At 35.3% G+C, this 24,385-nt stretch carries 37 protein-coding genes; 36 read left to right on the top strand and 1 reads right to left on the bottom strand.

What is annotated here, in order from left to right; genetic code table 11:
- Positions 1 to 63: 63 nt before the first annotated feature.
- Positions 64 to 1,758, bottom strand: a complete 1,695-nt coding sequence (locus GQ46_RS06955) for a surface antigen (D15) (protein WP_044399734.1) — start codon at positions 1,756 to 1,758, stop codon at positions 64 to 66.
- A gap of 177 nt (positions 1,759 to 1,935) precedes the next feature.
- Here GQ46_RS06955 and rpsL point away from each other — a divergent pair, with 177 nt between their 5' ends.
- The 36 genes from rpsL (at position 1,936) to GQ46_RS06780 (ending at position 24,351) form a co-directional block, all read left to right on the top strand.
- Positions 1,936 to 2,310 (top strand): 30S ribosomal protein S12, encoded by a 375-nt coding sequence (gene rpsL, locus GQ46_RS06950; protein WP_044399731.1) that lies wholly within the window; start codon positions 1,936 to 1,938, stop codon positions 2,308 to 2,310.
- Positions 2,311 to 2,332: 22 nt separating this feature from the next.
- Positions 2,333 to 2,809: a 30S ribosomal protein S7 gene (gene rpsG / locus GQ46_RS06945; protein ID WP_044399728.1), complete on the top strand. Its 477-nt coding sequence runs from the start codon at positions 2,333 to 2,335 to the stop codon at positions 2,807 to 2,809.
- A gap of 6 nt (positions 2,810 to 2,815) precedes the next feature.
- Positions 2,816 to 4,942: an elongation factor G gene (gene fusA, locus GQ46_RS06940; RefSeq protein ID WP_044399726.1), complete on the top strand. Its 2,127-nt coding sequence runs from the start codon at positions 2,816 to 2,818 to the stop codon at positions 4,940 to 4,942.
- 11 nt (positions 4,943 to 4,953) lie between these two features.
- Positions 4,954 to 5,259 carry a 30S ribosomal protein S10 gene (gene rpsJ, locus GQ46_RS06935; protein ID WP_010181931.1) on the top strand — a complete coding sequence of 102 codons (306 nt, stop codon included), beginning with the start codon at positions 4,954 to 4,956 and terminating at the stop codon, positions 5,257 to 5,259.
- Positions 5,260 to 5,382: 123 nt separating this feature from the next.
- Positions 5,383 to 6,000: a 50S ribosomal protein L3 gene (gene rplC / locus GQ46_RS06930; RefSeq protein WP_044399716.1), complete on the top strand. Its 618-nt coding sequence runs from the start codon at positions 5,383 to 5,385 to the stop codon at positions 5,998 to 6,000.
- Positions 6,000 to 6,629, top strand: a complete 630-nt coding sequence (rplD, locus tag GQ46_RS06925; RefSeq protein WP_044399713.1) for a 50S ribosomal protein L4 — start codon at positions 6,000 to 6,002, stop codon at positions 6,627 to 6,629. Before rplC ends, rplD begins: the two co-directional genes overlap by 1 nt.
- A gap of 7 nt (positions 6,630 to 6,636) precedes the next feature.
- Complete coding sequence (gene rplW / locus GQ46_RS06920) at positions 6,637 to 6,927, top strand: 50S ribosomal protein L23 (RefSeq protein ID WP_044399710.1); 291 nt, start codon at positions 6,637 to 6,639, stop codon at positions 6,925 to 6,927.
- Between the two features lie 11 nt (positions 6,928 to 6,938).
- Positions 6,939 to 7,763: a 50S ribosomal protein L2 gene (rplB, locus tag GQ46_RS06915; RefSeq protein ID WP_044399707.1), complete on the top strand. Its 825-nt coding sequence runs from the start codon at positions 6,939 to 6,941 to the stop codon at positions 7,761 to 7,763.
- A gap of 3 nt (positions 7,764 to 7,766) precedes the next feature.
- Complete coding sequence (rpsS, locus tag GQ46_RS06910; protein ID WP_044399704.1) at positions 7,767 to 8,045, top strand: 30S ribosomal protein S19; 279 nt, start codon at positions 7,767 to 7,769, stop codon at positions 8,043 to 8,045.
- 6 nt (positions 8,046 to 8,051) lie between these two features.
- The gene (gene rplV, locus GQ46_RS06905) at positions 8,052 to 8,459 is read left to right on the top strand and encodes a 50S ribosomal protein L22 (RefSeq protein WP_044399701.1); all 408 of its coding nucleotides are present in this window, start codon (positions 8,052 to 8,054) and stop codon (positions 8,457 to 8,459) included.
- Between the two features lie 7 nt (positions 8,460 to 8,466).
- Positions 8,467 to 9,189, top strand: coding sequence for a 30S ribosomal protein S3 (gene rpsC, locus GQ46_RS06900; RefSeq protein ID WP_044399698.1), 723 nt, complete (start codon positions 8,467 to 8,469; stop codon positions 9,187 to 9,189).
- Between the two features lie 20 nt (positions 9,190 to 9,209).
- Entirely contained in the window at positions 9,210 to 9,629 is a 420-nt protein-coding gene (gene rplP, locus GQ46_RS06895) for a 50S ribosomal protein L16 (protein WP_044399695.1), read from the top strand.
- A gap of 13 nt (positions 9,630 to 9,642) precedes the next feature.
- On the top strand, positions 9,643 to 9,834 hold the full coding sequence (rpmC, locus tag GQ46_RS06890; RefSeq protein WP_044399692.1) for a 50S ribosomal protein L29: 192 nt from the start codon (positions 9,643 to 9,645) through the stop codon (positions 9,832 to 9,834).
- Between the two features lie 12 nt (positions 9,835 to 9,846).
- Positions 9,847 to 10,104 (top strand): 30S ribosomal protein S17, encoded by a 258-nt coding sequence (gene rpsQ / locus GQ46_RS06885; protein WP_044404680.1) that lies wholly within the window; start codon positions 9,847 to 9,849, stop codon positions 10,102 to 10,104.
- Positions 10,105 to 10,106: 2 nt separating this feature from the next.
- On the top strand, positions 10,107 to 10,475 hold the full coding sequence (gene rplN, locus GQ46_RS06880) for a 50S ribosomal protein L14 (protein WP_028283879.1): 369 nt from the start codon (positions 10,107 to 10,109) through the stop codon (positions 10,473 to 10,475).
- Positions 10,476 to 10,487: 12 nt separating this feature from the next.
- Positions 10,488 to 10,799, top strand: coding sequence for a 50S ribosomal protein L24 (gene rplX / locus GQ46_RS06875; protein WP_044404677.1), 312 nt, complete (start codon positions 10,488 to 10,490; stop codon positions 10,797 to 10,799).
- 2 nt (positions 10,800 to 10,801) lie between these two features.
- Positions 10,802 to 11,353 carry a 50S ribosomal protein L5 gene (rplE, locus tag GQ46_RS06870; protein ID WP_044399677.1) on the top strand — a complete coding sequence of 184 codons (552 nt, stop codon included), beginning with the start codon at positions 10,802 to 10,804 and terminating at the stop codon, positions 11,351 to 11,353.
- A 3-nt stretch (positions 11,354 to 11,356) separates the two neighbouring features.
- Positions 11,357 to 11,626, top strand: coding sequence for a 30S ribosomal protein S14 (gene rpsN, locus GQ46_RS06865; RefSeq protein WP_044399674.1), 270 nt, complete (start codon positions 11,357 to 11,359; stop codon positions 11,624 to 11,626).
- A 60-nt stretch (positions 11,627 to 11,686) separates the two neighbouring features.
- Positions 11,687 to 12,085, top strand: a complete 399-nt coding sequence (rpsH, locus tag GQ46_RS06860; RefSeq protein ID WP_013869030.1) for a 30S ribosomal protein S8 — start codon at positions 11,687 to 11,689, stop codon at positions 12,083 to 12,085.
- A gap of 18 nt (positions 12,086 to 12,103) precedes the next feature.
- A complete protein-coding gene (gene rplF, locus GQ46_RS06855; protein WP_044399660.1) occupies positions 12,104 to 12,646 on the top strand; it encodes a 50S ribosomal protein L6 in 543 nt (180 codons plus the stop codon).
- A gap of 10 nt (positions 12,647 to 12,656) precedes the next feature.
- Positions 12,657 to 13,013, top strand: coding sequence for a 50S ribosomal protein L18 (gene rplR / locus GQ46_RS06850; RefSeq protein WP_044399657.1), 357 nt, complete (start codon positions 12,657 to 12,659; stop codon positions 13,011 to 13,013).
- Positions 13,014 to 13,019: 6 nt separating this feature from the next.
- Entirely contained in the window at positions 13,020 to 13,544 is a 525-nt protein-coding gene (gene rpsE, locus GQ46_RS06845; protein WP_044399653.1) for a 30S ribosomal protein S5, read from the top strand.
- A gap of 11 nt (positions 13,545 to 13,555) precedes the next feature.
- Positions 13,556 to 13,738 (top strand): 50S ribosomal protein L30, encoded by a 183-nt coding sequence (rpmD, locus tag GQ46_RS06840; RefSeq protein WP_044399651.1) that lies wholly within the window; start codon positions 13,556 to 13,558, stop codon positions 13,736 to 13,738.
- 14 nt (positions 13,739 to 13,752) lie between these two features.
- The gene (rplO, locus tag GQ46_RS06835) at positions 13,753 to 14,205 is read left to right on the top strand and encodes a 50S ribosomal protein L15 (RefSeq protein WP_044399648.1); all 453 of its coding nucleotides are present in this window, start codon (positions 13,753 to 13,755) and stop codon (positions 14,203 to 14,205) included.
- A 15-nt stretch (positions 14,206 to 14,220) separates the two neighbouring features.
- A complete protein-coding gene (secY, locus tag GQ46_RS06830; RefSeq protein WP_044399646.1) occupies positions 14,221 to 15,579 on the top strand; it encodes a preprotein translocase subunit SecY in 1,359 nt (452 codons plus the stop codon).
- Between the two features lie 8 nt (positions 15,580 to 15,587).
- Positions 15,588 to 15,803, top strand: coding sequence for a translation initiation factor IF-1 (infA, locus tag GQ46_RS06825; RefSeq protein ID WP_007094967.1), 216 nt, complete (start codon positions 15,588 to 15,590; stop codon positions 15,801 to 15,803).
- Positions 15,804 to 15,807: 4 nt separating this feature from the next.
- On the top strand, positions 15,808 to 15,924 hold the full coding sequence (gene ykgO, locus GQ46_RS17385; RefSeq protein WP_076732133.1) for a type B 50S ribosomal protein L36: 117 nt from the start codon (positions 15,808 to 15,810) through the stop codon (positions 15,922 to 15,924).
- A gap of 2 nt (positions 15,925 to 15,926) precedes the next feature.
- Complete coding sequence (rpsM, locus tag GQ46_RS06820) at positions 15,927 to 16,301, top strand: 30S ribosomal protein S13 (protein ID WP_044399637.1); 375 nt, start codon at positions 15,927 to 15,929, stop codon at positions 16,299 to 16,301.
- A 110-nt stretch (positions 16,302 to 16,411) separates the two neighbouring features.
- Complete coding sequence (rpsK, locus tag GQ46_RS06815; protein WP_044399634.1) at positions 16,412 to 16,804, top strand: 30S ribosomal protein S11; 393 nt, start codon at positions 16,412 to 16,414, stop codon at positions 16,802 to 16,804.
- A gap of 196 nt (positions 16,805 to 17,000) precedes the next feature.
- Positions 17,001 to 17,606, top strand: coding sequence for a 30S ribosomal protein S4 (gene rpsD, locus GQ46_RS06810; RefSeq protein ID WP_044399631.1), 606 nt, complete (start codon positions 17,001 to 17,003; stop codon positions 17,604 to 17,606).
- 94 nt (positions 17,607 to 17,700) lie between these two features.
- Positions 17,701 to 18,693: a DNA-directed RNA polymerase subunit alpha gene (locus GQ46_RS06805; RefSeq protein ID WP_044399628.1), complete on the top strand. Its 993-nt coding sequence runs from the start codon at positions 17,701 to 17,703 to the stop codon at positions 18,691 to 18,693.
- Between the two features lie 60 nt (positions 18,694 to 18,753).
- Positions 18,754 to 19,227: a 50S ribosomal protein L17 gene (rplQ, locus tag GQ46_RS06800; RefSeq protein ID WP_044399625.1), complete on the top strand. Its 474-nt coding sequence runs from the start codon at positions 18,754 to 18,756 to the stop codon at positions 19,225 to 19,227.
- A 113-nt stretch (positions 19,228 to 19,340) separates the two neighbouring features.
- Positions 19,341 to 20,444: a glutamine-hydrolyzing carbamoyl-phosphate synthase small subunit gene (gene carA / locus GQ46_RS06795; RefSeq protein WP_044399622.1), complete on the top strand. Its 1,104-nt coding sequence runs from the start codon at positions 19,341 to 19,343 to the stop codon at positions 20,442 to 20,444.
- Positions 20,445 to 20,579: 135 nt separating this feature from the next.
- Positions 20,580 to 21,872: a phosphopyruvate hydratase gene (gene eno / locus GQ46_RS06790; protein WP_044399620.1), complete on the top strand. Its 1,293-nt coding sequence runs from the start codon at positions 20,580 to 20,582 to the stop codon at positions 21,870 to 21,872.
- 215 nt (positions 21,873 to 22,087) lie between these two features.
- Complete coding sequence (locus GQ46_RS06785; RefSeq protein WP_044399617.1) at positions 22,088 to 23,374, top strand: citrate synthase; 1,287 nt, start codon at positions 22,088 to 22,090, stop codon at positions 23,372 to 23,374.
- Between the two features lie 62 nt (positions 23,375 to 23,436).
- A complete protein-coding gene (locus GQ46_RS06780) occupies positions 23,437 to 24,351 on the top strand; it encodes a dimethylarginine dimethylaminohydrolase family protein (protein ID WP_044399614.1) in 915 nt (304 codons plus the stop codon).
- The last annotated feature ends 34 nt before the right edge of the window (positions 24,352 to 24,385 follow it).

Genomic DNA, 24,385 nt, shown 5'->3' with positions numbered 1-24,385 from the left:
CAATATTTATTGGTTAAAATTTCAATTTTTTTTCAAAAAACTTCAAGTATTTGGTTAAAATTTCTAAAATAGAGACGTTAAACTAAGATGGATTTTAGAGTTAGAAAATTGAAATTGTTGATTTTCTGTTTTTCCATTTGCGAAATTAAATTTCAATAATCCTGCTTTGGTTATGATTCCAAAGCCTAAGCCAAAACCATAAAGCGCTTCCTTTTGATTTGTGATTTTGTTTTCGAGTGAAGCATAATCTATCACGCTATGCGCATAAATTGTATTGCTTAAAAGGTAGCGGTACTCTGTGTTTACAAGCGCGTATCTGGTTGCTGTAAGACTATTTTCTGTAAAACCTCTAATAGAATTGATGCCTCCCAATCTTATAAGTTCGTTTTCAAGATAGGTTTCAGAATCAAGAAAAGAAGCATTTAGCCTTATATAAATGCTGTTTTTTTCATTTAAATTAAAAATGTGATGGGCATTTAAAAATAGCTTTATCTGTTCTTCTTTGGTCTGTAATAATAATCTATTGCCAAAGCCAAATTCCAATTGTGCTAATGTTCTAATTTGAAAGAGCGCGTTTTTACTATTTCTATGCTCAAATTCGTAGCGCGTACTTAAGAAATTAGATTTGTAATCGTTTAAGCTAATAGAGGTATTGTTAGATAAAAGCGCGTTAGATTGTGTATTATCAACACCAAAATAAAATCTGTTTTTTGAATTAAGCTGGTAAAATAGTTTTGCTTTTTGATTTACAGTTGTAAATGAGGAGTCTTTCTTGAAGATGTTTAATTCTAATTCCGTTCCTACTGGAGAGCCAAATAGATAGGGGAGATTTAATTTAATTTCAAAATTTTTCTCTTCATTTTCGTTACCCTTATATAATAGTTTTAAGGATTCACCATAATTTAAATTGTTATTGAGTTCCAGATCCAAATAACCGTTAAAATCTAAGGTATTGGTGTCCTCATCCGTACTAAATCCTAAAAAGCCATCAAATGTATTACTGTTTGCTTTTTCGATATAGAGATAAAGTAACGTTGAATCTTTTGTAAATAGGACTTCAGGTGTTTTAATTTGTTTTGCAAAACGTAAATTATCTAAGACAGCTATTTTCTTTTTTATAGTTTCGATATTAAAAGTTTGTGAGGGTTTAATTTTTAAATAACGTTTTAAAAAGGACCTAGGGAATTTCTCATAACCTTTTAATACAATTTTGTTTAGTGCCCGTCTGGTTTCGCCTTCTGATATTAAGAGGTTAGCAGTTACTGTTTTATTGTCTTTTACTTTTATATCAGAAAGTCTGATTTTTGAAAATGGAAAGCCGTCATTTGCGATTTGGGTATTAATAAAGTTTAAAACGCGTTCAGCCTCCGAAAAAGGAATGCTGAAATAATCATCATAACGTGCTTTGCTAATAAGCGAGAGGGTCTTTTTGCTTATTAATGTATTATTATAATAGATCTGTAGTGTCTTATATTTCGTATTTAACTGAAAATTGTAAACAATAGAACTGTCGTTTACTTTTTCTGAAGTACTACGTTTGCTTTCTATATAGCCAAGCTTTATTAATCTTTGATGAAGGGTGTCAACTTCAAGAGCTAACGAGCTGAAGTCTTTGTGTGTTTTGTCGTAATCTAAAGAATCAATTGTTTGGGTTTCGGCTTCGGTTGCACCATTAATTATTAAGTTTAAATTTTGCGCTAGTAATTCCGAAGAACAAAAAGAAAAGCATAAGATTATAAAAACAATTTGTTTTTGCACGAGACGGTTTAATTTAGTGTGTAAAACTAACGTTAAAACTACTGATTTAATATAGTCAAAAATGAAATTTTAAAAAACTATTGAAAATTAATCCTTTACGGTTTGAATTTAGAAAATTAATTTCTACATTTGCAGCCCTCTTAAAAAGAGGTAAACAAATTTATATAGTATAGATATATGCCAACAATTTCACAATTAGTACGAAAAGGAAGAGCCAAAATAACCAAGAAGAGTAAATCGGCTGCTTTAAATTCGTGTCCTCAAAGAAGAGGAGTGTGCACGCGTGTATACACTACAACACCAAAGAAACCTAACTCTGCAATGCGTAAAGTAGCGCGTGTTAGATTAACAAATGGTAATGAAGTGAACGCTTACATTCCTGGAGAAGGACACAATTTACAAGAGCACTCGATAGTATTGGTTAGAGGTGGAAGGGTAAAAGATTTGCCAGGAGTTAGATACCACATTGTTCGTGGCGCTTTAGACACCGCAGGTGTAGAAGGAAGAACACAACGTAGATCTAAGTATGGTGCAAAACGCCCTAAGAAGTAATTTAAAACTTTAAGAAGAAGACATGAGAAAAAGAGCAGCGAAAAAAAGACCGCTTTTGCCAGATCCACGTTTTAACGACCAGTTAGTAACTCGTTTCGTTAACATGATGATGTGGGATGGTAAGAAGTCAGTAGCTTTTAAAGTATTTTACGATGCAATAGATATCGTAGAGTCTAAAAAAACAGACGAAGAAAAAACAGCATTAGAAGTATGGAAAGACGCCTTGTCTAACGTTATGCCTCACGTAGAAGTACGTAGTCGTAGAGTTGGTGGTGCTACCTTTCAGATTCCTAATCCAATACGTGCAGACCGTAAGGTTTCTACGGCAATGAAATGGCTAATTAGCTATTCAAGAAAACGTAACGAGAAGTCTATGGCGCAACGTTTAGCCTCTGAGGTTTTAGCAGCAGCTAAAGAAGAAGGTGCGGCGGTTAAAAAGAGAGTAGATACTCATAAAATGGCTGAAGCAAACAAAGCATTCTCTCACTTTAGATTTTAATTAGAAATGGCAAGAGATTTAAAATTAACAAGAAACATAGGAATTGCTGCTCATATTGATGCTGGTAAAACAACAACAACGGAGCGAATTCTTTATTATACAGGCGTTTCACATAAAATTGGTGAGGTACATGATGGTGCTGCAACAATGGACTGGATGGAGCAAGAGCAAGAGCGTGGTATTACTATTACGTCTGCGGCTACAACTTGTACGTGGGTTTTCCCTAAAGAAAATGCACAACCTACTGCAGATGCACAAGACTATCACTTTAATATTATTGATACTCCTGGTCACGTTGATTTTACCGTAGAGGTAAATCGTTCATTACGTGTATTAGATGGGTTAGTATTCTTATTTAGTGCAGTTGATGGTGTAGAACCACAATCTGAAACTAACTGGAGACTTGCTGATAACTATAAAGTGCCTAGAATTGGTTTCGTTAATAAAATGGACCGTCAAGGGTCAGATTTTATAATGGTTTGTGGCCAAGTAAAAGAAATGTTAGGTTCTAATGCAGTGCCAATCGTTTTAAATATTGGTGATGAAGAGAACTTCAAAGGTATTGTTGATTTAGTAAAAAACAGAGCGATTGTATGGCATGAAGATACGCAAGGGGCAACTTTTGATGTTATCGAAATTCCAGAAGAATTAAAAGCTGAAGCTAAGAAATACAGAGCCTTATTAATTGAAGAAGTAGCAAGCTACGATGAGAACTTATTAGAGAAGTTCATGGAAGATGAAGATTCAATTACAGAAGATGAAGTGCATGCTGCACTTAGAGCTGCTGTAATGGATATGGCTATCATTCCAATGATTTGTGGTTCTGCCTTTAAAAATAAAGGGGTACAGTTTTTATTAGATGCTGTATGTCGTTACCTACCTTCTCCAATGGATAAGGATGGAATTTTAGGAATGAATCCTAATACTGAGAAACAAGAATTGCGTAAGCCAGATGTAAAAGAGCCTTTTGCAGCGTTAGCTTTTAAAATTGCTACAGATCCTTTCGTAGGACGTTTAGCTTTCTTTAGAGCGTACTCTGGACGCTTAGATGCAGGGTCTTACGTGTTAAATAACCGTTCAGGTAAAAAAGAACGTATCTCACGTATTTATCAAATGCACGCTAACAAGCAAAATGCTATTGATTTTATAGAAGCTGGAGATATTGGAGCTGCTGTTGGATTTAAATCTATTAAAACAGGAGATACACTTTCAGATGAGAAACATCCTATTATATTAGAGTCTATGGACTTTCCAGATCCAGTAATTGGTATCGCGATTGAGCCTAAAACTAAAGCAGATGTTGATAAATTAGGTGTTGGTTTAGCGAAGTTAGCAGAGGAAGATCCTACTTTTACAGTACGATCAGACGAAGCTTCAGGACAGACTATTATTTCTGGAATGGGTGAGTTACACTTAGATATTATTGTCGATCGTTTAAGACGTGAGTTCAAGGTTGAAGTTAACCAAGGGCAACCACAAGTAGAATACAAAGAAGCGATTACTCAGAGTGCAGATCATAGAGAGGTTTATAAGAAACAATCTGGTGGTCGTGGTAAATTCGCAGATATTGTATTTACGGTTGAGCCGGCAGACGAGGGCGTTACAGGTCTTCAGTTTGAATCTGTAATTAAAGGGGGGAATGTTCCTAAAGAATTTATTCCTTCAATTGAAAAAGGATTCAAAATGGCTATGGTTAATGGACCATTAGCAGGATATGAAATTGACGCCATGAAGGTAACATTGAGAGATGGATCTTACCATGATGTGGATTCAGATCAGTTATCTTTCGAACTAGCTGCAAAATTAGGGTTCAAGGCTGCTGCAAAAGCTGCAAAAGCTGTTATAATGGAGCCAATTATGAAGTTAGAAGTTATCACACCAGAAGAAAACATGGGTGATATCGTAGGTGATTTAAATAGAAGAAGAGGACAAATGAGTAGTATGGGTGATAGAGCTGGTGCAAAAACTGTAAAAGCGACTGTGCCATTATCTGAAATGTTCGGTTATGTAACAACATTAAGAACATTATCATCAGGTAGAGCAACATCTACTATGGAATTTTCACATTATGCTGAAACACCTTCAAATGTTTCTGAAGAAGTAATTAAAGCAGCTAAAGGCGTTGAATCGTAAATCTTAAGAAAATGAGTCAAAAAATTAGAATAAAATTAAAGTCTTACGATCACAACTTAGTAGATAAGTCTGCTGAAAAGATTGTAAAAACAGTTAAAAGTACGGGTGCTGTTGTAACTGGGCCAATTCCATTACCAACACACAAGAAAATTTTCACTGTATTACGTTCACCACACGTAAATAAGAAGTCTAGAGAACAATTTCAATTAAGCTCTTACAAGAGATTATTAGATATTTACTCTTCATCTTCGAAAACAATTGATGCTCTTATGAAATTAGAGTTACCAAGTGGGGTTGAAGTAGAAATTAAAGTTTAGTAATAAACTCACATGTCCTGAGCTGCGCGCGAAGGAAAAACGGTAAAAATACAATTCAGGGCTGAAACGTATTTTCGGCCTTGAATGTTTTTAATAAATAGTAATAATAAATAAATAATAATTATGTCTGGGTTAATTGGAAAAAAAATCGGTATGACCAGCATCTTCGATGAAAATGGAAAAAACATTCCATGTACAGTAATCGAAGCTGGACCATGTATCGTTACCCAAGTCAGAACTGAAGAGGTTGACGGCTATAAAGCTGTTCAACTTGGTTTCGATGACGCGACAGAAAAAAGTGCTACTAAAGCTGACTTAGGTCATGCTAAAAAAGCAGGGACTTCTGTAAAACGCAAAATCGCTGAATTTCAAGGTTTTGATGAGGAGTACAAATTAGGTGATGCAATCACCGTAGCACACTTTAAAGAAGGTGAGTTTATTGATGTTTCAGGAACATCAAAAGGAAAAGGGTTTCAAGGTGTTGTAAAACGTCACGGTTTTGGAGGTGTAGGTCAAGCGACTCACGGTCAACATAACCGTTTAAGAGCACCAGGATCTATTGGAGCTGCATCTTATCCTGCTCGTGTTTTCAAAGGAATGAAAATGGGAGGAAGAATGGGTGGAGACACTATAAAAGTTCAAAATTTAAGAGTTTTAAAAGTAGTTGCTGATAAGAATCTACTTGTGGTTAAAGGTTGTGTACCTGGCCATAAAAACGCTTATGTAATTATTAGAAAATAATGAAAGTAGCAGTTTTAGATATAAACGGAAAAGAAACAGGTAGAAAGGCAGACCTTTCTGACGGTGTTTTTGCTATTGAGCCTAATAATCATGCAGTGTATTTGGATGTTAAACAATATTTAGCTAACCAAAGACAAGGAACTCACAAATCGAAAGAAAGAGCTGAGATTTCTGGATCAACACGTAAGATTAAGAAGCAAAAAGGAACTGGTACGGCTAGAGCAGGTAGTATTAAGTCTGGTGTTTTTAGAGGTGGTGGACGTATGTTCGGACCAAGACCTAGAAACTACAGTTTTAAACTTAACAAAAGCCTGAAACGATTAGCTCGTAAATCAGCTTTTAGTATTAAAGCAAAGGAGAACGCAATTGTTGTTTTAGAAGACTTCAATTTTGATGCTCCTAAAACCAAAAATTTCACTGCGGTTTTAAAGGCTTTAGACTTAGAAAACAAAAAGTCTCTCTTTGTGTTGGGCGCTTCAAATAATAATGTATATTTGTCGTCACGCAATTTAAAAGGCTCTGAAGTAGTAATAGCCTCAGAATTAAGTACTTACAAGATTTTAAATGCAAATCAAGTAATACTTTTAGAGGGTGCTTTAGAAGGAATTGAAACGAATTTAAGTAAATAAGAAACAGATGAATATCTTAATTAAACCTATAGTCACAGAAAAAGCAACTGCTAACAGTGAGTTAAACAACTGCTTTAGTTTCTTTGTGAACACAAAGGCGAACAAGGTAGAAATTAAAAAAGCGGTGGAAGCTGCTTATGGCGTTTCTGTTGAAAAAGTTCGTACTATTAATGTCCGTCCAGATAGAAAAACCAAGTTTACAAAAACTGGGATTCAACATGGTAAAACAAATGCTTTGAAAAAAGCAATTGTACAACTGGCGGAAGGTGAGATAATTGATTTATACACTAACATGTAATTAAAAGACAAATGTCAGTAAGAAAATTAAAACCAATCACACCAGGACAGCGATTTAGAGTAGTAAATGGATTTGACTCCATTTCTACTGATAAGCCGGAGAAAAGTTTATTAGCTCCGAAAAAACGTTCAGGTGGTAGAAACAGTCAAGGTCGTATGACTATGCGCTACATAGGTGGTGGTCATAAGAAAAGGTACCGTATTATTGATTTCAAAAGAAGTAAAGTAGGAATTCCTGCAGAAGTTGCTTCGATACAATACGATCCAAACCGTACCGCGTTTATCGCGTTATTACATTACCAAGATGGTGAGAAAGCTTATATCATTGCTCAAAATGGTTTACAAGTTGGACAAACCGTTGTTTCAGGTGAAAACGTAGCTCCAGAAATAGGAAATGCAATGCCTTTAGCAAATGTACCATTAGGTACGATAATTTCTTGTGTAGAGTTACGCCCAGGTCAAGGAGCTGTTATGGCTCGTAGTGCTGGTGCTTTTGCTCAGTTAATGGCAAGAGACGGTAAATTTGCCTCTATTAAATTACCATCAGGGGAAACAAGATTAATCTTGGTTACTTGTATGGCTACAATTGGAGTTGTATCTAATTCAGATCACCAATTATTAGTTTCTGGTAAAGCAGGTAGATCACGATGGTTAGGTAGAAGACCAAGAACTAGACCAGTAGTAATGAACCCAGTCGATCACCCAATGGGTGGTGGTGAAGGTAAATCTTCTGGAGGACACCCACGTTCAAGAAACGGTATTCCTGCTAAAGGATTTAGAACACGTTCTAAAACTAAATCAAGTAATAAGTATATTGTTGAACGTAGAAAAAAATAAGATATGGCAAGATCATTAAAAAAAGGACCTTACGTTCATTATAAATTAGAGAAAAAAGTGGCTGTTAACGTTGAGGCTAACAAAAAAACGGTAATTAAAACTTGGTCAAGAGCAAGTATGATTACTCCAGATTTTGTTGGACAAACAATAGCAGTGCACAATGGCCGTCAATTTGTTCCAGTATATGTTACTGAAAACATGGTAGGTCATAAATTAGGAGAATTTTCACCAACAAGATCATTTAGAGGTCACGCTGGTGCTAAAAATAAAGGTAAAAAGTAGTAAGCTATGGGAAGTCGTAAAAAACAAATGGCAGACGCTATTAAGGAAGGTAAAAAGCAAGTGGCTTTTGCTAAACTTAATAACTGTCCTACATCACCGAGAAAAATGCGTTTAGTAGCCGATTTAGTAAGAGGTGAAAAAGTAGAAAAGGCACTTAACATTTTAAAGTTTAGTTCAAAAGAAGCATCAAGACGTTTAGAAACTTTGTTAGTATCTGCAGTTGCAAACTGGCAAGCTAAAAACGAAGAGGCTAGTATTGAAGAAGCTGAACTTTTTGTTAAGGAGATTAGAGTTGACGGAGGATCTATGTTAAAAAGATTACGTCCAGCACCTCAAGGTCGTGCGCACAGAATAAGAAAGCGTTCTAACCACGTGACAATCGTAGTTGGAGCTAACAATAATACACAAAGCTAAGATAGATATGGGACAAAAGACAAATCCAATCGGAAATCGCTTAGGAATTATCAGAGGATGGGAATCTAACTGGTACGGAGGAAACGATTATGGTGATAAACTTGCCGAAGACGATAAGATTAGAAAATACGTTCACGCGCGTTTATCTAAAGCGAGTGTAAGTAGAGTAATCATAGAGAGAACTTTGAAACTTGTAACCGTTACTATCACTACTGCTAGACCTGGTATTATTATTGGGAAAGGTGGCCAAGAGGTAGACAAGTTAAAAGAAGAGCTTAAAAAGATTACTGGTAAAGAAGTTCAGATTAATATCTTTGAGATTAAGAGACCTGAGCTTGACGCATTCTTAGTAGGAACAAGCATCGCTCGTCAAATTGAAAACAGAATTTCATACAGACGTGCAATTAAAATGGCTATTGCTGCTACTATGCGAATGAACGCTGAAGGAATTAAAGTTCAAATTAGTGGTCGTTTAAATGGTGCTGAAATGGCACGTTCAGAACACTACAAAGAAGGACGTATTCCTTTATCAACTTTTAGAGCCGATATTGATTATGCTTTAGTTGAGGCACACACTACTTATGGTAGATTAGGTGTTAAAGTATGGATCATGAAAGGTGAAGTATATGGTAAAAGAGAGCTTTCTCCTCTTGTTGGATTATCTAAGAAGCAAGGAAAAGGTGGACGCAGTGATGGTGGAAATAAGAACCAATCTCGTCGTAGAAAGTAATTTTTTAAAGAACAGAAAAAATGTTACAGCCTAAAAGAACAAAATTTCGTAAAATGCAAAAAGGTCGTATGAAAGGGAACTCAGGTAGAGGTCACTTACTTTCAAACGGAACCTTTGGAATAAAATCACTAGACACAGAGTTTTTAACTTCGCGTCAAATAGAAGCAGCACGTATAGCAGCTACTCGTTATATGAAAAGAGAAGGTCAACTCTGGATTAAAATTTTTCCAGACAAGCCGATTACAAAGAAACCTCTTGAAGTACGTATGGGTAAAGGTAAAGGTGCAGTAGAATACTGGGTAGCAGTAGTTAAACCAGGTAGAATTCTTTTTGAAATTGGAGGTGTACCTTTAGACGTAGCTAAGGAAGCTTTACGTTTAGCAGCACAGAAATTACCTGTGAAAACTAAGTTTTTAATCGCTAGAGATTACGAAGCATAATTTATTTGATATTATGAAACAATCAGAAATTAAAGAATTATCTGTAGCTGAGTTACAAGAGAAACTTGGTGAGACAAAAAAGAGTTATTCAGACCTAAAAATGGCACATGCAATATCTCCTTTAGATAACCCAATTCAAATGCGCTCTGTAAGAAGAGACGTAGCAAGATTGGCAACAGAACTAACTAAAAGAGAATTACAATAATTCTGCTTAATGATGGATAAAAGAAACTTAAGAAAAGAACGTATAGGAGTTGTTACTAGTAACAAGATGCAAAAATCAATTGTTGTTGCAGAAGTTAAAAAAGTAAAGCACCCTATGTACGGAAAGTTCGTGTTAAAAACGAAAAAATACGTTGCACACGACGAGACAAACGATTGTAACATTGGTGATACAGTAAAGATCATGGAAACAAGACCTTTAAGTAAATCTAAATGTTGGAGATTAGTTGAAATAATTGAAAGAGCGAAGTAATTATGGTACAACAAGAATCAAGACTAAGAGTAGCAGATAACACTGGAGCAAAAGAAGTATTAACAATACGTGTTCTAGGTGGTACTAAAAGAAGATACGCTTCTGTAGGTGACAAAATTGTTGTTACTGTAAAAGATGCAACTCCTAATGGAAACATTAAGAAAGGAGCGGTGTCAACAGCAGTTGTTGTACGTACTAAAAAAGAGGTAAGACGTCCAGACGGATCTTATATAAGATTCGATGATAACGCCTGTGTACTTTTAAATCCTACGGGAGAAATGAGAGGAACGCGTGTTTTTGGACCTGTTGCTAGAGAACTTCGTGATAAACAATTCATGAAAATTGTATCATTGGCACCAGAGGTGCTTTAATTGATAAAAAAGATGACAAAGCTTAAAATAAAATCTGGAGATACTGTAAAAGTAATTGCTGGAGATCACAAAGGGTCAGAAGGGAAAGTACAAAAGGTATTAACCGATAAGAACAAAGCGATCGTTGAGGGTGTAAACATGGTTAAGAAACATACTAAACCAAGTGCACAAAGTCCTCAAGGAGGAATCGTAGAAAAAGAAGCTCCTATTCAAATATCGAACCTTTCTTTGTTAACTTCTAAAGGAGAAGCAACGCGAGTTGGATTTAGAATGGAAGGCGATAAGAAAGTGAGATTTTCTAAAAAATCTAATGAAGTAATATAGTTATGGCATATTCACCGAGACTTAAAGAAGAGTATAAAAGCAGAGTAATTGCAGCTCTTACAGAAGAATTTGGTTATAGTAATGTAATGCAAGTACCTAAACTTAAAAAGATAGTAGTATCTAAAGGAGTGGGTGCAGCAGTTGCAGACAAAAAGTTAGTAGACCACGCAGTGGAGGAATTAACAACTATAACAGGACAACGCGCTATAGCAACGTTATCTAAAAAGGATGTTGCAACTTTCAAATTACGTAAAGGTATGCCTATTGGTGCTATGGTTACGTTAAGAGGAGAAAGAATGTACGAATTTTTAGACCGTTTAGTAACTTCAGCTTTACCACGTGTAAGAGATTTTGGAGGAATTAAAGCTAAAGGTTTTGATGGAAGAGGTAACTACAATTTAGGAGTTACTGAGCAAATTATCTTCCCAGAGATAGATATTGATAAAATCAATAAAATCTCAGGAATGGATATTACATTTGTAACTTCTGCCGATACTGATAAAGAAGCAAAATCATTATTAACAGAATTAGGTTTACCTTTTCAAAAAAACTAAGTTATGGCTAAAGAATCAATGAAAGCCCGCGAGGTGAAGAGAGAAAAAATGGTAGCTAAATATGCTGATAAACGTAAGGCTTTAAAAGAAGCTGGAGATTACGAAGCATTACAAAAGTTACCAAAAAATGCGTCTCCAGTTCGTTTGCACAATAGATGTAAATTAACCGGAAGACCTAGAGGGTACATGCGTACATTTGGTATTTCTCGTGTAATATTCAGAGAAATGGCAAACCAAGGTTTGATACCGGGTGTTAAAAAAGCAAGTTGGTAAAATTATAAATTGGTCTAAGGTTCGGAATAGTCCGAAAACCAAGTCCGCAATTCAATACATATGTATACAGATCCAATTGCAGATTTTCTTACTAGAATTAGAAACGCAGTGCGTGCTAATCACAGAGTAGTCGAAATCCCTGCATCAAATTTAAAAAAGGACATAACTAAAATACTATTCGATCAAGGATATATTTTAAGTTATAAGTTCGATGATTCTTCTGTACAAGGAACTATTAAAATAGCGCTTAAGTACAATAAAGAAACAAAAGAACCAGTAATTAGAAAATTACAAAGAATCAGTAAGCCTGGCTTACGTAAGTATTCTAGTTCAACTGAATTACCACGTATTCTTAATGGATTAGGTATTGCTATCGTTTCTACTTCTCATGGAGTAATGACAGGAAAGCAAGCACAAAGAGAAAATGTTGGTGGAGAAGTTTTATGTTATGTTTACTAATCTAAAAGGGAGAAAGAGATGTCAAGAATAGGAAATAACCCAGTTGCAATTCCAGAAGGAGTTACAGTAGAAGTAAAAGATAACGCAATTATAGCAAAAGGTAAATTAGGAGAATTAACTCAAAATTTCGATGCTGTAAAAATCAAAGTGGAAGAGGGTAATGTGTATGTAACACGTTCATCAGATACTAAAGAACAAAAAGCAAAGCATGGTTTATACAGATCACTAGTCAATAATATGATTGAAGGTGTATCTAACGGATGGACTAAACAGCTTGAGCTAGTAGGAGTAGGATATAGAGCAAGTAACCAAGGCAACAAATTAGAGTTAGCTTTAGGTTTCTCTCACAACATTGTCATGAGCGTTGCACCAGAAGTTACGGTGGAAACAGTTTCAGATAAAGGTAAAAATCCAATCATTAAGTTAACCTCACATGACAAACAACTTGTTGGACAAGTAGCTGCGAAGATTCGTGGTTTTAGACCACCAGAGCCATATAAAGGTAAAGGGATCAAGTTTGTAGGTGAAATACTAAGAAGAAAAGCTGGTAAGTCAGCATAATAATTAAGTTATGGCGTTAACAAAAAACGAGAGAAGATTAAGAATCAAAAGCAGAATTCGTAAGGTAGTTTCTGGTACAGAAGCAAGACCTAGGTTAGCTGTTTATAGAAGTAATAAAGAGATTTATGCTCAGGTAGTTGATGATGTTTCAGGTAAAACTTTAGCAGCAGCATCTTCAAGAGATAAAGACATTAGTTCTGCAAAAGGTAACAAGTCTGAATTAGCTACGTTAGTAGGTAAGTCAGTTGCCGAAAAAGCAATTAAGGCTGGAATAAGTACTATCGCTTTTGACAGAGGTGGATACTTATATCACGGTAGAGTAAAATCGTTAGCTGAAGGAGCTAGAGAAGCAGGACTTAAATTCTAAGAAATTATGTATCAAAAATACAAAAGCGCAGAGTTAGTAAAACCAAGTGGATTAGATCTTAAAGATCGTTTAATTGGTGTACAGAGAGTTACTAAAGTAACTAAAGGGGGTAGAGCATTTGGTTTTTCAGCAATCGTAGTGGTTGGTGATGAAGCTGGTGTTGTAGGACACGGTTTAGGAAAATCTAAAGATGTAGCGAGTGCAATTGCAAAAGCTATAGAAGATGCTAAAAAGAACCTTGTACGTATTCCTATTTTAAATGGTACTTTACCTCACGAACAAAAAGGAAAATTTGGTGGAGCAAGAGTCAATATCATTCCTGCAGCTCCTGGTACAGGAGTTATTGCTGGTGGAGCTGTAAGAACAGTTTTAGAAGCAGTAGGAGTACATGATGTCTTATCTAAATCTCAAGGTTCATCAAACCCACATAACGTAGTTAAAGCTACTTTCGATGCATTATTGCAACTAAGAAGTGCTCATACTATTGCTCGTGAGAGAGGTGTTTCATTAGAGAAAGTTTTTAACGGTTAATATTTACAGAAATGGCAAAGATAAAAGTAACAAAAGTTAAGAGCGCAATCAATCGTACTAAGAGACAAAAGTTAACATTGTTAGCTTTGGGCTTAAAAAAGATTGGTCAGACTGTAGAGCACGAAAGCACTCCTAATATTTTAGGAATGGTAAGAAAAGTTAATCACTTAGTTTCTGTTGAAGAAACTAAATAACAACATACTGAAAAATGGATTTAAGTAATTTAAAACCTGCGGAAGGTTCAGTTAAGAATCAAGGTAAAAGAATAGGTCGCGGACAAGGTTCTGGAAAAGGTGGTACTGCAACTCGTGGTCACAAAGGAGCAAAATCACGTTCTGGTTATTCTAAGAAAGTTGGTTTTGAAGGTGGGCAAATGCCACTTCAAAGACGTGTACCTAAGTTTGGTTTTACAAATATCAACCGTAAGGAGCATCAAGGAATCAACTTGGATACTTTACAACAATTAGTTGATGACAAGAAAATTAAGGACACATTAGATTTTGAAACGATTGTTTCTTTAGGTTTAGCCGGTAAAAATGAACTGGTAAAAATCTTAGGAAGAGGAGAGTTGAAAACAAAATTAAATGTAACTGCACATAAATTTACCGCTACCGCAAAAGCCGCTATTGAAGCAGCAGGAGGTGAAGCAGTAACTTTATAAGACCTATATAATAATATGAAATTTATAGATACGTTAAAAAATGTTTGGAAAATTGAGGAGCTAAGAAACCGAATCATATTTACATTAGGTTTGTTATTAGTATACCGTTTTGGAGCACAGGTAGTTTTACCTGGTATTGATGCATCCCAGTTAGGTAGCCTTCAGGATAGTACAGATGGTGGTATTTTGGGAATATTAAATGCCTTTACAGGTGGAGCATTTGCGAATGCCTCTGTTTTTGCTTTAGGTATTATGCCTTATATCTCTGCTTCTATTGTGGTTCAGTTAATGGGAATTGCGATTCCATATTTACAGAAATTACAAAAAGAAGGTGCTAGTGGGCAAAAGAAAATTACCCAAATCACACGTTGGTTAACGATCGGTATTTGTTTAGTTCAAGCACCAGGATATTTAGCAAGTTTACAGCCTATGTTTGGTATTCCAAGCAGTGCGTTCTTATTAGGACAAGGCGGCGTATTCTATTTCTCATCAATTGTTATTTTAGTAACAGGTTGTATCTTTGCCATGTGGTTAGGAGAGAAAATTACAGATAAAGGTATTGGTAATGGTATTTCATTACTTATTATGGTGGGAATCATAGCTACTTTACCTAAGTCTTTCTTACAGAATATGAATGCTAGATTTACAAGTGGTAACGGATTAATGATGATTTTGTTCGAAATTGTTATTTGGTTCGCAATCATTGCAGCATCTATATTGTTAGTGATGGCAGTTAGAAAAATTGCTGTTCAATATGCGAGACGTTCTGCAACTGGCGGATACGAGAAAAACGTGTTTGGTGGAGCAAGACAGTTTATTCCATTAAAGCTTAATGCTTCTGGAGTAATGCCAATTATATTCGCACAGGCAATTATGTTTGTACCTGGACTAATAGGTGGTGCTGGCTTTATGAAAGATAGTTCAGCGGGCTCATGGTTGGTGGCAAATTTTGGAGGAAATAGCATGTTCGGATTGTGGTATAATATAGTGTTTGCTTTATTAATTATAGTATTCACTTATTTTTATACGGCGATTACAGTACCTACCAATAAGATGGCAGATGATTTAAAGCGTAGTGGTGGTTTTATTCCTGGGATTCGTCCAGGTTCTGAAACTTCAGAATATTTAGACAAAATTATGTCTCAAATTACACTACCAGGTTCTATATTCTTAGCATTGATTGCTGTGTTTCCAGCAGTTGTATATCAGTTAATGGGGATACAATCTGGATGGGCTCTGTTTTTTGGAGGAACATCACTTTTAATCATGGTTGGAGTTGCAATTGATACTATGCAACAAGTAAATTCATACTTGTTAAATAGACACTATGATGGCTTAATGAAAACCGGTAAAAATAGAAAAGCAGTAGCTTAATATTTAGTATGGCAAAACAGGCAGCAATAGAACAAGACGGAACCATTATAGAAGCATTATCTAATGCTATGTTTCGTGTCGAATTAGAAAATGGTCATATCGTGACCGCACATATATCTGGTAAAATGCGTATGCATTATATTAAGTTGTTACCAGGTGATAAAGTCAAATTAGAAATGAGTCCTTACGATTTAACGAAGGCTCGAATAACTTATAGATACTAGACTTATGAAAGTAAGAGCATCCGTTAAAAAAAGAAGTGTAGATTGTAAGATCGTACGCAGAAAAGGCAGACTTTACGTCATTAACAAAAAGAATCCTAGATTCAAACAAAGACAAGGGTAATTATGGCAAGAATTGCAGGTGTAGACATACCTAAACAGAAAAGAGGAGTGATCTCTTTAACTTATATCTACGGAGTAGGTAGAAGTAGAGCACAAGAAATTTTAGAATCAGCTAAGGTTGACGAAAACATCAAAGTACAAGATTGGACAGATGATCAAATTGGAGCAATCCGTGATGCTGTTGGAACTTTTACTATTGAAGGTGAGTTACGTTCTGAAACACAATTAAACATTAAGCGATTAATGGATATTGGATGTTACAGAGGTATTCGTCATAGAGCGGGGTTACCTTTAAGAGGGCAACGTACTAAAAACAACTCTAGAACGAGAAAAGGTAGAAGAAAAACGGTAGCCAACAAAAAGAAGGCAACTAAATAATAATTAGAAATTTGGTCTTTAGTCTTTAGACGTTGGAAGGAATCTGTTTGAAATTATAAAAGGTTTAGGATTCTAGCGACTATCAACTAATTACTTAGAACTATAGAAATATGGCAAAGACAAATACAAAAGCAGCTAAAAAACGTAAAGTTATAGTTGAATCTGTTGGGGAAGCGCACATTACTGCGTCTTTTAACAACATCATTATTTCATTGACCAACAAAAAAGGTGACGTTATTTCATGGTCATCTGCTGGTAAAATGGGGTTTAGAGGTTCTAAAAAGAACACACCTTACGCAGCTCAGTTATGTGCTGAAGATGCATCAGCAGTAGCTAAGGAAGCTGGCTTAAAGAAAGTAAAAGTATACGTTAAAGGACCGGGAAATGGTAGAGAATCTGCTATCCGTTCTATTCATAATGCAGGAATCGAAGTAACAGAGATTATCGATGTTACACCATTACCACATAATGGATGTCGTCCTCCAAAACGTAGAAGAGTATAATAGTGTTGCTAACAACTCTATTCGCTTACGCATAACACATAATTAATATCAGCTATAATATATAGCTGATGTTAATTTTTTGTGTAAATTTGCAAACTGAAAAAAAACATTAACAAGTATCACCGAGAGATCAACGATTATCGAAGGATAAGATTAAGACCTTAATTCATAATCACTCTCATAATAACAATTAGAAATGGCAAGATATACTGGTCCTAAAACTAAAATTGCTCGTAAATTTGGCGAGGCAATCTTCGGAGAAGATAAAGCTTTTGAAAAAAGAAATTATCCTCCAGGACAACACGGAAACGCAAGGCGTCGTGGAAAAAAATCTGAATATGCAATCCAATTAATGGAGAAGCAAAAAGCGAAATATACTTATGGTATATTAGAGCGTCAATTCAGAAACATGTTTAAAAAAGCAACAGCAGCACCTGGGATTACAGGTGAGGTTTTGTTACAATTATGCGAATCACGTTTAGATAACGTAGTATTCAGAATGGGCATCTCACCATCTAGAAGCGGAGCAAGACAATTAGTGTCTCACAGACATATTACAGTTAATGGAGAGTTGGTAAATATACCATCTTACCAATTAAACGCTGGTGATGTTGTAGCCGTTAGAGAAAAATCAAAGTCTATTGATGCTATTGATAGATCTTTATCAAATTCAAGTAATATATACGAGTGGATTACCTGGAACAGCGAGAAAAAAGAAGGAACTTATGTTTCTATTCCTGCAAGAATCCAAATCCCAGAAAACATTAACGAGCAGTTCATCGTAGAATTGTATTCTAAATAATAAATTAATCATATTGGTATTTAGCCAAAGGGTTATTAGTGTTCTTCAAACTTATTAACCGCGCAACTAAATAACAATTAAAACGAAGAAAAATATGGCAGTATTTAATTTTCAGAAGCCCGATAAAGTAATCATGATTGATTCTACTGATTTCGAAGGTAAATTCGAATTCAGACCACTAGAACCAGGTTACGGACTAACAGTAGGAAATGCTCTTAGAAGAGTTTTATTATCTTCTTTAGAAGGATTTGCAATTACATCAGTTAGAATAGAAGGCGTAGACCACGAATTTTCAACAATCGCTGGTGTAGTAGAAGATGTTACTGAAATTATTTTGAACTTAAAACAAATGCGTTTTAAGCGTCAAATAGAAGATGTAGATAACGAATCTGTTTCTATCTCTATTTCAGGTCAAGACAAAATCACAGCTGGTGATTTTCAAAAATTCATTTCAGGATTTCAAGTATTAAACTCAGAATTAGTAATCTGTAATTTAGATCCAAAAGTGAATGTTACTATGGAGATTACTATTGAAAAAGGAAGAGGTTATGTTCCTGCAGAAGAAAATAAAAAGGCTTCAGCTCCAATTGGAACAATCTTTACAGATTCAATTTACACGCCAATAAAAAATGTTAAGTATAGTATTGAGAATTACCGTGTAGAACAAAAAACCGATTACGAAAAATTAGTTTTTGAAATCCAATCAGACGGTTCAATCACACCTCAAGATGCGTTAACAGAAGCGGCAAAAACGTTAATCCATCACTTCATGTTATTCTCTGATGAGCGTATCACTTTAGAAGCTGATGAAATTGCACAAACTGAAACTTATGATGAAGAGTCACTTCACATGAGACAGTTGCTTAAAACAAAGTTAGTGGATATGGATTTATCTGTACGTGCACTTAATTGTTTAAAAGCTGCAGAAGTAGATACATTAGGAGACTTGGTATCATTCAATAAAAATGATTTAATGAAATTCCGTAACTTCGGTAAGAAGTCATTAACTGAGCTAGAAGAGCTTGTAAATGTTAAGGGTTTAAACTTCGGAATGGATTTATCAAAATATAAACTAGATAAAGACTAATACATCATATTTTGCTCCTCAATAATGGGTTGAGCAAGATGATGATTAAAACAAAATGTCATGAGACACGGAAAAAAAGTAAACCACCTAGGTAGACAAACAGCTCACAGAAAATCAATGTTAGCAAATATGGCTTGTTCTTTAATAGAGCACAAGCGTATTAATACTACGGTTGCAAAAGCAAAAGCTTTAAAAGGGTTTGTTGAGCCAATGATAACAAAGTCTAAAGAAGACACGACACACAACAGACGTATCGTATTTTCAAGATTGCGTCAAAAAGAGGCTGTAACAGAATTATTTAGAGATGTAGCTGCAAAAGTAGGTGATCGTCCAGGAGGTTACACACGTATTATCAAGTTAGGTAATCGTCTAGGTGATAACGCTGATATGGCAATGATTGAGTTAGTAGATTATAATGAAATCTACAACGCAGATAAGAAAGCCAAGAAAACAACGCGTAGAAGTCGTCGAGGTGGAAAACCAGCTGATGCTCCAGTTGTAGAAACTAAAGCAACTAACGAGGAAGAAGAATAAATGTTAATAAGCATTTAATATATAAAGGATAAACTATTTTAGTTTATCCTTTTTTTTATGCAATTTTGCCAAACCTTAGTTCTCACGTAGCTGAGAATCTCATTAAATTTTATATGAAGTACCAAAAACTTAAAAAAGCAGTAATCCTATTAGCAGACGGAACAATATTTCACGGTAAAGCAGTAGGGAGAGAAGGAAGCGCCTTTGGCGAAGTCTGTTTCAATACAGGTATGACAGGTTATCAGGAAATTTTCACAGATCCGTCGTATTTTGGACAATTGATGGTCACTACAAATGCGCACATAGGAAACTATGGCGTAAATGACGAAGAATCACAATCAGATTCTGTTAAAATTTCAGGATTAATTTGTAAGAACTTCAGTTATGAATTTTCTCGTGACGCAGCAGATGGTTCTTTAGAAGCGTTCTTAAATAAAAATAATCTTTTAGCGATTTCAGATGTTGATACCAGAGCATTAGTAAGCTACATTCGTGATAATGGTGCCATGAATGCTGTTATCTCTACTCAAGTTGATAATATCGAAGACTTAAAAAAGCAGTTAGCAGAAACCCCAGACATGAATGGCTTAGAGTTAGCCTCTAAAGTGTCAACTAAAGCGCCCTATTATATTGGCGATGAAAAGGCTTCAATAAGAATTGCTGCTTTAGATATTGGGATTAAAAAGAATATCCTTCTTAATCTAGTCAAGCGTGACGCCTATGTTAAGGTCTTTCCTTACAACGCAACATTCGAGGAGTTAAGTGCCTTTAATCCTGATGGTTACTTTTTGTCAAACGGGCCTGGAGATCCAGAGCCATTAATAGAAGCTCAGACTTTGGCTAAAGAAATTATAAAAAGAAATCTGCCCTTATTTGGGATTTGTTTAGGGCATCAGATTATTGCTCTCGCAAATGGTATTTCAACGTATAAAATGCACCACGGGCATAGAGGTATCAACCATCCAGTGAAGAATTTAGTAACGGGAAAAGGGGAGATTACTTCTCAAAACCATGGTTTTTCAATCAATAGAGAAGAAACAGAAGCGCATAATGATATTGAAATCACACATGTACACCTCAATGACAATACGGTGGCAGGTATCAAGATGAAATCTAAGAATGTTTTTTCTGTACAATACCACCCAGAAGCAAGTCCAGGACCACATGATTCGTCATATTTATTTGATGAATTTATAAATAATATTAAATCAAATTAATAAAAAAAGGCAATAAATCAATCGGTTTGTTGCCTTTTTAATTTTACTAAAACGTTATCGCAAATTTTATATTTAAAATCGATTTGCAACCCAGATTTTAGTAGTAAATTTGAGGTTATTAAAAAAAAACAACTTATGAGTATTATAATCAACGTACACGCAAGACAAATTTTCGATTCAAGAGGTAATCCAACAGTAGAAGTAGATGTAGAAACAGAAAATGGATATATGGGTAGAGCAGCAGTACCATCTGGAGCATCAACCGGAGAACATGAAGCTGTAGAATTACGTGACGGTGGTGATAAATTTATGGGTAAAGGCGTGACTAAAGCAGTAGATAATGTGAATTCTATTTTAGCCGAAGAGCTTTTAGGTGTTAATGTTTTCGAACAAAATTATATCGACACCTTAATGTGTGAAATTGACGGCACGCCTAATAAATCTAAATTAGGAGCTAATGCGATTTTAGGGGTGTCCTTAGCAGTAGCTAAAGCTGCAGCTGCCGAACTTGGTATGCCATTATATAGATATATTGGAGGGGTTAGTGCTAACACATTACCAGTGCCAATGATGAATATTATAAATGGAGGGTCACACAGTGATGCGCCAATAGCTTTTCAGGAATTTATGGTGATGCCAGTAAAGGCAACTAATTTCTCTCATGCTTTACAAATGGGAACGGAAATTTTTCATAATTTAAAGAAAGTATTACACGATAGAGGGTTAAGCACAGCAGTAGGTGATGAAGGGGGATTTGCACCAACGTTAGACGGTACAGAAGATGCTCTAGATACTATTGCAAAGGCAGTTAAGAATGCAGGCTATAAACTAGGAGATGATGTGATGATTGCCCTAGATTGTGCGGCAGCAGAATTTTATGTCAATGGTAAATACGATTACACAAAGTTTGAAGGCGCTACCGGAAAAATAAGAACAAGTAAAGAACAAGCAGATTATTTAGCTGAATTATCGCGTAACTATCCAATTATTTCTATTGAAGATGGCATGGATGAAAACGATTGGGAAGGTTGGAAATATTTAACCGAACAAATTGGAGATAAAGTACAGTTAGTGGGTGACGATTTATATGTGACTAATGTTGAACGTTTGTCTAAGGGTATAAAAAACAATATTGCCAATTCAATTTTAATTAAAGTGAACCAAATAGGGACATTAACAGAAACCATCGCAGCTGTGAATATGGCGCATAATGCGGGTTACACCTCTGTCATGTCTCACAGATCTGGTGAAACAGAAGATACTACGATTGCAGATTTAGCCGTTGCATTAAACTGCGGTCAAATAAAAACAGGTTCTGCTTCACGTAGTGATCGTATGGCAAAATACAATCAATTATTACGTATAGAAGAGGAATTAGGAGCTGTTGCTTACTATCCTAAGGAAAGCGCTTTTAAAATAAAACGATAAAGTTTACTGCACCTAATTTTAAGAAAAACTCACTATATATCCATAGTGAGTTTTTTTACGTTATTTAAGGTTGTTTGTAAATATCTTCACGAACATTTTTCACTATCAATTTCTATTATAACTAAAATGTTAAAACCTTTGTAAAAGGTCTTTATATATCGCTATAGTTTTTGTAAATTTACCCTCCCGAAAATAATAAAATAATTCAATTATATATGTCAGATAAAGCTACACTTGAAGTTAATGGTAAAAAGCACGAGTTTCCATTAGTAGTAGGAACAGAGAATGAAGTAGGAATGGATATTAGCTCATTGAGAGCAGTTACTGGAGGCGTGACCACTCTAGATCCAGGGTATAAAAATACCGGGTCATGTGAAAGTGCTATTACATTTTTAAATGGAGAAGAAGGTATTTTACGATACAGAGGCTATTCTATCGAAGAGCTTGCAGATAAAGCTTCTTTTCTTGAAGTAGCATTTCTTTTAATTTTTGGTGAATTACCTAATCAAGAGCAGCTTAGTAAATTTGCTCATGATATTAAAGAAGAATCTGTTGTAGATGATGATATAAAGAAAATTTTAGATGCTTTTCCAAAATCGGCGCACCCAATGGGCGTTTTATCGTCATTAACAAGTGCATTAACGGCGTTTAACCCATCATCTGTAAATGTAGATTCAGAAGAAGCTATGTATAAAACAGTGGTTAAAATAATGGGTAAATTTCCAGTGCTTGTCGCATGGACTATGCGCAAACAAAAAGGATTGCCATTAGATTATGGCGATAACTCCTTAGGTTATGTAGAGAACGTTCTTAAAATGATGTTCAAAAAGCCAAATGAGGAGTACAAACAAAACCCTATTTTAGTTAATGCTTTAGATAAACTATTAATCTTGCATGCAGATCATGAACAAAACTGTTCTACTTCTACCGTTAGAATTGTAGGATCATCACACGCTGGTTTATTTGCGTCGCTTTCTGCTGGTATTTCAGCACTTTGGGGTCCATTGCACGGTGGTGCAAACCAAGCGGTTTTAGAAATGTTAGAAGCTATAAAAGAAGACGGTGGTGACACCAAGAAGTTTATGGCCAAAGCGAAAGATAAAGAAGATCCTTTTCGCTTAATGGGCTTTGGACACAGAGTCTATAAAAACTTTGATCCACGAGCTAAAATCATTAAAAAAGCAGCAGACGAAGTTTTAGGAGACCTAGGTGTAGAAGACCCAGTGTTGGATATTGCTAAAGGGTTAGCGTCTGAAGCATTAAGTGATGATTATTTTGTAAAACGTAAACTTTATCCAAATGTAGATTTCTATTCGGGTATTATATACAGATCTATGGGTATTCCTGTAGAAATGTTTACAGTAATGTTTGCCTTAGGTCGTTTGCCTGGTTGGATTGCGCAATGGAGAGAAATGCGTTTGCGTAAAGAACCAATAGGAAGACCAAGACAAATTTATATTGGAGAAACCCACAGACCTTTTAAAGACATTAGCAAACGCTAATATTTTATATAAAATTGAAAAGCTTCATAATTTTTTATGAAGCTTTTTTTTATCTTTACACCATGCTAAAACTAAACGTTAAAAACGAGACCTCACGATTAAAAGCTGTTATTCTAGGAACGGCAAAAAGTAATGGGCCCACTCCAAAGGAAACCGAAGCTTATGACCCTAAATCATTAGAGCATATAAAAGCGGGGACCTATCCTTTAGAAGAAGATATGGTAGCTGAAATGGAAGCCGTTGCCAAGGTATTTGATAAGTATAATGTCAAGGTTTTTAGACCTGAAATGATTGAGAATTGTAATCAGATTTTTACTAGAGACATTGCGTTTGTCATTGATGATGTTTTTGTTAAAGCAAATATTCTTCCAGATAGAGAGAACGAGCTAGACGCTATTCAATACATAATAGACCAGGTAGCTCCAGAAAAGGTAATACGGCCGCCAGAGGAGGTTCATATTGAAGGTGGTGATGTGATCCTTTGCAATGATTATATTTTTATAGGTACCTACCGTGAAGCTGATTATTCAGATTATATTGTTGCCCGCACCAACATGCAAGGCGTCGCGTTTATTGAAAAAACGTTTCCTCATAAAAAAGTGAAGTCATTTAATTTACGTAAGTCTCAAACTATAGCGAAAGACAATGCATTGCACTTAGATTGTTGCTTTCAACCTATAGGAACCAATAAGGCGATATTACACAAGGAAGGATTTTTAGAGGAAGAAGAATATGAATGGTTGTTAAACTACTTCGGGAAAGACAACTGTTTTATTATTTCAAAAGAAGAAATGTATAACATGAATAGTAATGTGTTCTCCATTTCTGAACAAGTGATTATATCTGAAAAAAAGTTCACAAGATTAAATGCCTGGTTACGTAAAGAAGGTTTTACAGTCGAAGAAGTTCCTTATGCTGAAATAGCAAAACAAGAAGGCTTACTGCGATGCAGTACTATGCCTTTAATAAGGGATTAGTTTTAATTACATTTATATAGTAATGCCTTAACGG

This window comes from Lacinutrix sp. Hel_I_90, from assembly GCF_000934685.1.
Lineage (GTDB): Bacteria > Bacteroidota > Bacteroidia > Flavobacteriales > Flavobacteriaceae > Lacinutrix.
The sequence above is the reverse complement of the archived record's forward strand: the minus strand, read 5'-3'. Positions and strand labels throughout refer to the sequence as shown.

Bases quoted from the DNA above. Each gene is read 5' to 3' on its own strand.
- rplE (WP_044399677.1), top strand. From the start codon at position 10,802: ATGGCATATTCACCGAGACTTAAAGAAGAGTATAAAAGCAGAGTAATT.
- fusA (WP_044399726.1), top strand. From the start codon at position 2,816: ATGGCAAGAGATTTAAAATTAACAAGAAACATAGGAATTGCTGCTCAT.
- rpsH (WP_013869030.1), top strand. From the start codon at position 11,687: ATGTATACAGATCCAATTGCAGATTTTCTTACTAGAATTAGAAACGCA.
- rpsL (WP_044399731.1), top strand. From the start codon at position 1,936: ATGCCAACAATTTCACAATTAGTACGAAAAGGAAGAGCCAAAATAACC.
- rplN (WP_028283879.1), top strand. From the start codon at position 10,107: ATGGTACAACAAGAATCAAGACTAAGAGTAGCAGATAACACTGGAGCA.
- carA (WP_044399622.1), top strand. From the start codon at position 19,341: ATGAAGTACCAAAAACTTAAAAAAGCAGTAATCCTATTAGCAGACGGA.
- rpsD (WP_044399631.1), top strand. From the start codon at position 17,001: ATGGCAAGATATACTGGTCCTAAAACTAAAATTGCTCGTAAATTTGGC.
- rplW (WP_044399710.1), top strand. From the start codon at position 6,637: ATGAATATCTTAATTAAACCTATAGTCACAGAAAAAGCAACTGCTAAC.
- rpsN (WP_044399674.1), top strand. From the start codon at position 11,357: ATGGCTAAAGAATCAATGAAAGCCCGCGAGGTGAAGAGAGAAAAAATG.
- rpsG (WP_044399728.1), top strand. From the start codon at position 2,333: ATGAGAAAAAGAGCAGCGAAAAAAAGACCGCTTTTGCCAGATCCACGT.
- rplQ (WP_044399625.1), top strand. From the start codon at position 18,754: ATGAGACACGGAAAAAAAGTAAACCACCTAGGTAGACAAACAGCTCAC.
- rplX (WP_044404677.1), top strand. From the start codon at position 10,488: ATGACAAAGCTTAAAATAAAATCTGGAGATACTGTAAAAGTAATTGCT.
- rplD (WP_044399713.1), top strand. From the start codon at position 6,000: ATGAAAGTAGCAGTTTTAGATATAAACGGAAAAGAAACAGGTAGAAAG.
- rplP (WP_044399695.1), top strand. From the start codon at position 9,210: ATGTTACAGCCTAAAAGAACAAAATTTCGTAAAATGCAAAAAGGTCGT.
- GQ46_RS06780 (WP_044399614.1), top strand. From the start codon at position 23,437: ATGCTAAAACTAAACGTTAAAAACGAGACCTCACGATTAAAAGCTGTT.
- secY (WP_044399646.1), top strand. From the start codon at position 14,221: ATGAAATTTATAGATACGTTAAAAAATGTTTGGAAAATTGAGGAGCTA.
- rplC (WP_044399716.1), top strand. From the start codon at position 5,383: ATGTCTGGGTTAATTGGAAAAAAAATCGGTATGACCAGCATCTTCGAT.
- rpsE (WP_044399653.1), top strand. From the start codon at position 13,020: ATGTATCAAAAATACAAAAGCGCAGAGTTAGTAAAACCAAGTGGATTA.
- rplF (WP_044399660.1), top strand. From the start codon at position 12,104: ATGTCAAGAATAGGAAATAACCCAGTTGCAATTCCAGAAGGAGTTACA.
- rplV (WP_044399701.1), top strand. From the start codon at position 8,052: ATGGGAAGTCGTAAAAAACAAATGGCAGACGCTATTAAGGAAGGTAAA.
- GQ46_RS06785 (WP_044399617.1), top strand. From the start codon at position 22,088: ATGTCAGATAAAGCTACACTTGAAGTTAATGGTAAAAAGCACGAGTTT.
- rplR (WP_044399657.1), top strand. From the start codon at position 12,657: ATGGCGTTAACAAAAAACGAGAGAAGATTAAGAATCAAAAGCAGAATT.
- rpsK (WP_044399634.1), top strand. From the start codon at position 16,412: ATGGCAAAGACAAATACAAAAGCAGCTAAAAAACGTAAAGTTATAGTT.
- GQ46_RS06805 (WP_044399628.1), top strand. From the start codon at position 17,701: ATGGCAGTATTTAATTTTCAGAAGCCCGATAAAGTAATCATGATTGAT.
- rpsM (WP_044399637.1), top strand. From the start codon at position 15,927: ATGGCAAGAATTGCAGGTGTAGACATACCTAAACAGAAAAGAGGAGTG.
- rpmD (WP_044399651.1), top strand. From the start codon at position 13,556: ATGGCAAAGATAAAAGTAACAAAAGTTAAGAGCGCAATCAATCGTACT.
- eno (WP_044399620.1), top strand. From the start codon at position 20,580: ATGAGTATTATAATCAACGTACACGCAAGACAAATTTTCGATTCAAGA.
- rplO (WP_044399648.1), top strand. From the start codon at position 13,753: ATGGATTTAAGTAATTTAAAACCTGCGGAAGGTTCAGTTAAGAATCAA.
- rpsS (WP_044399704.1), top strand. From the start codon at position 7,767: ATGGCAAGATCATTAAAAAAAGGACCTTACGTTCATTATAAATTAGAG.
- rplB (WP_044399707.1), top strand. From the start codon at position 6,939: ATGTCAGTAAGAAAATTAAAACCAATCACACCAGGACAGCGATTTAGA.
- ykgO (WP_076732133.1), top strand. From the start codon at position 15,808: ATGAAAGTAAGAGCATCCGTTAAAAAAAGAAGTGTAGATTGTAAGATC.
- rpsJ (WP_010181931.1), top strand. From the start codon at position 4,954: ATGAGTCAAAAAATTAGAATAAAATTAAAGTCTTACGATCACAACTTA.
- rpmC (WP_044399692.1), top strand. From the start codon at position 9,643: ATGAAACAATCAGAAATTAAAGAATTATCTGTAGCTGAGTTACAAGAG.
- infA (WP_007094967.1), top strand. From the start codon at position 15,588: ATGGCAAAACAGGCAGCAATAGAACAAGACGGAACCATTATAGAAGCA.
- rpsC (WP_044399698.1), top strand. From the start codon at position 8,467: ATGGGACAAAAGACAAATCCAATCGGAAATCGCTTAGGAATTATCAGA.
- rpsQ (WP_044404680.1), top strand. From the start codon at position 9,847: ATGGATAAAAGAAACTTAAGAAAAGAACGTATAGGAGTTGTTACTAGT.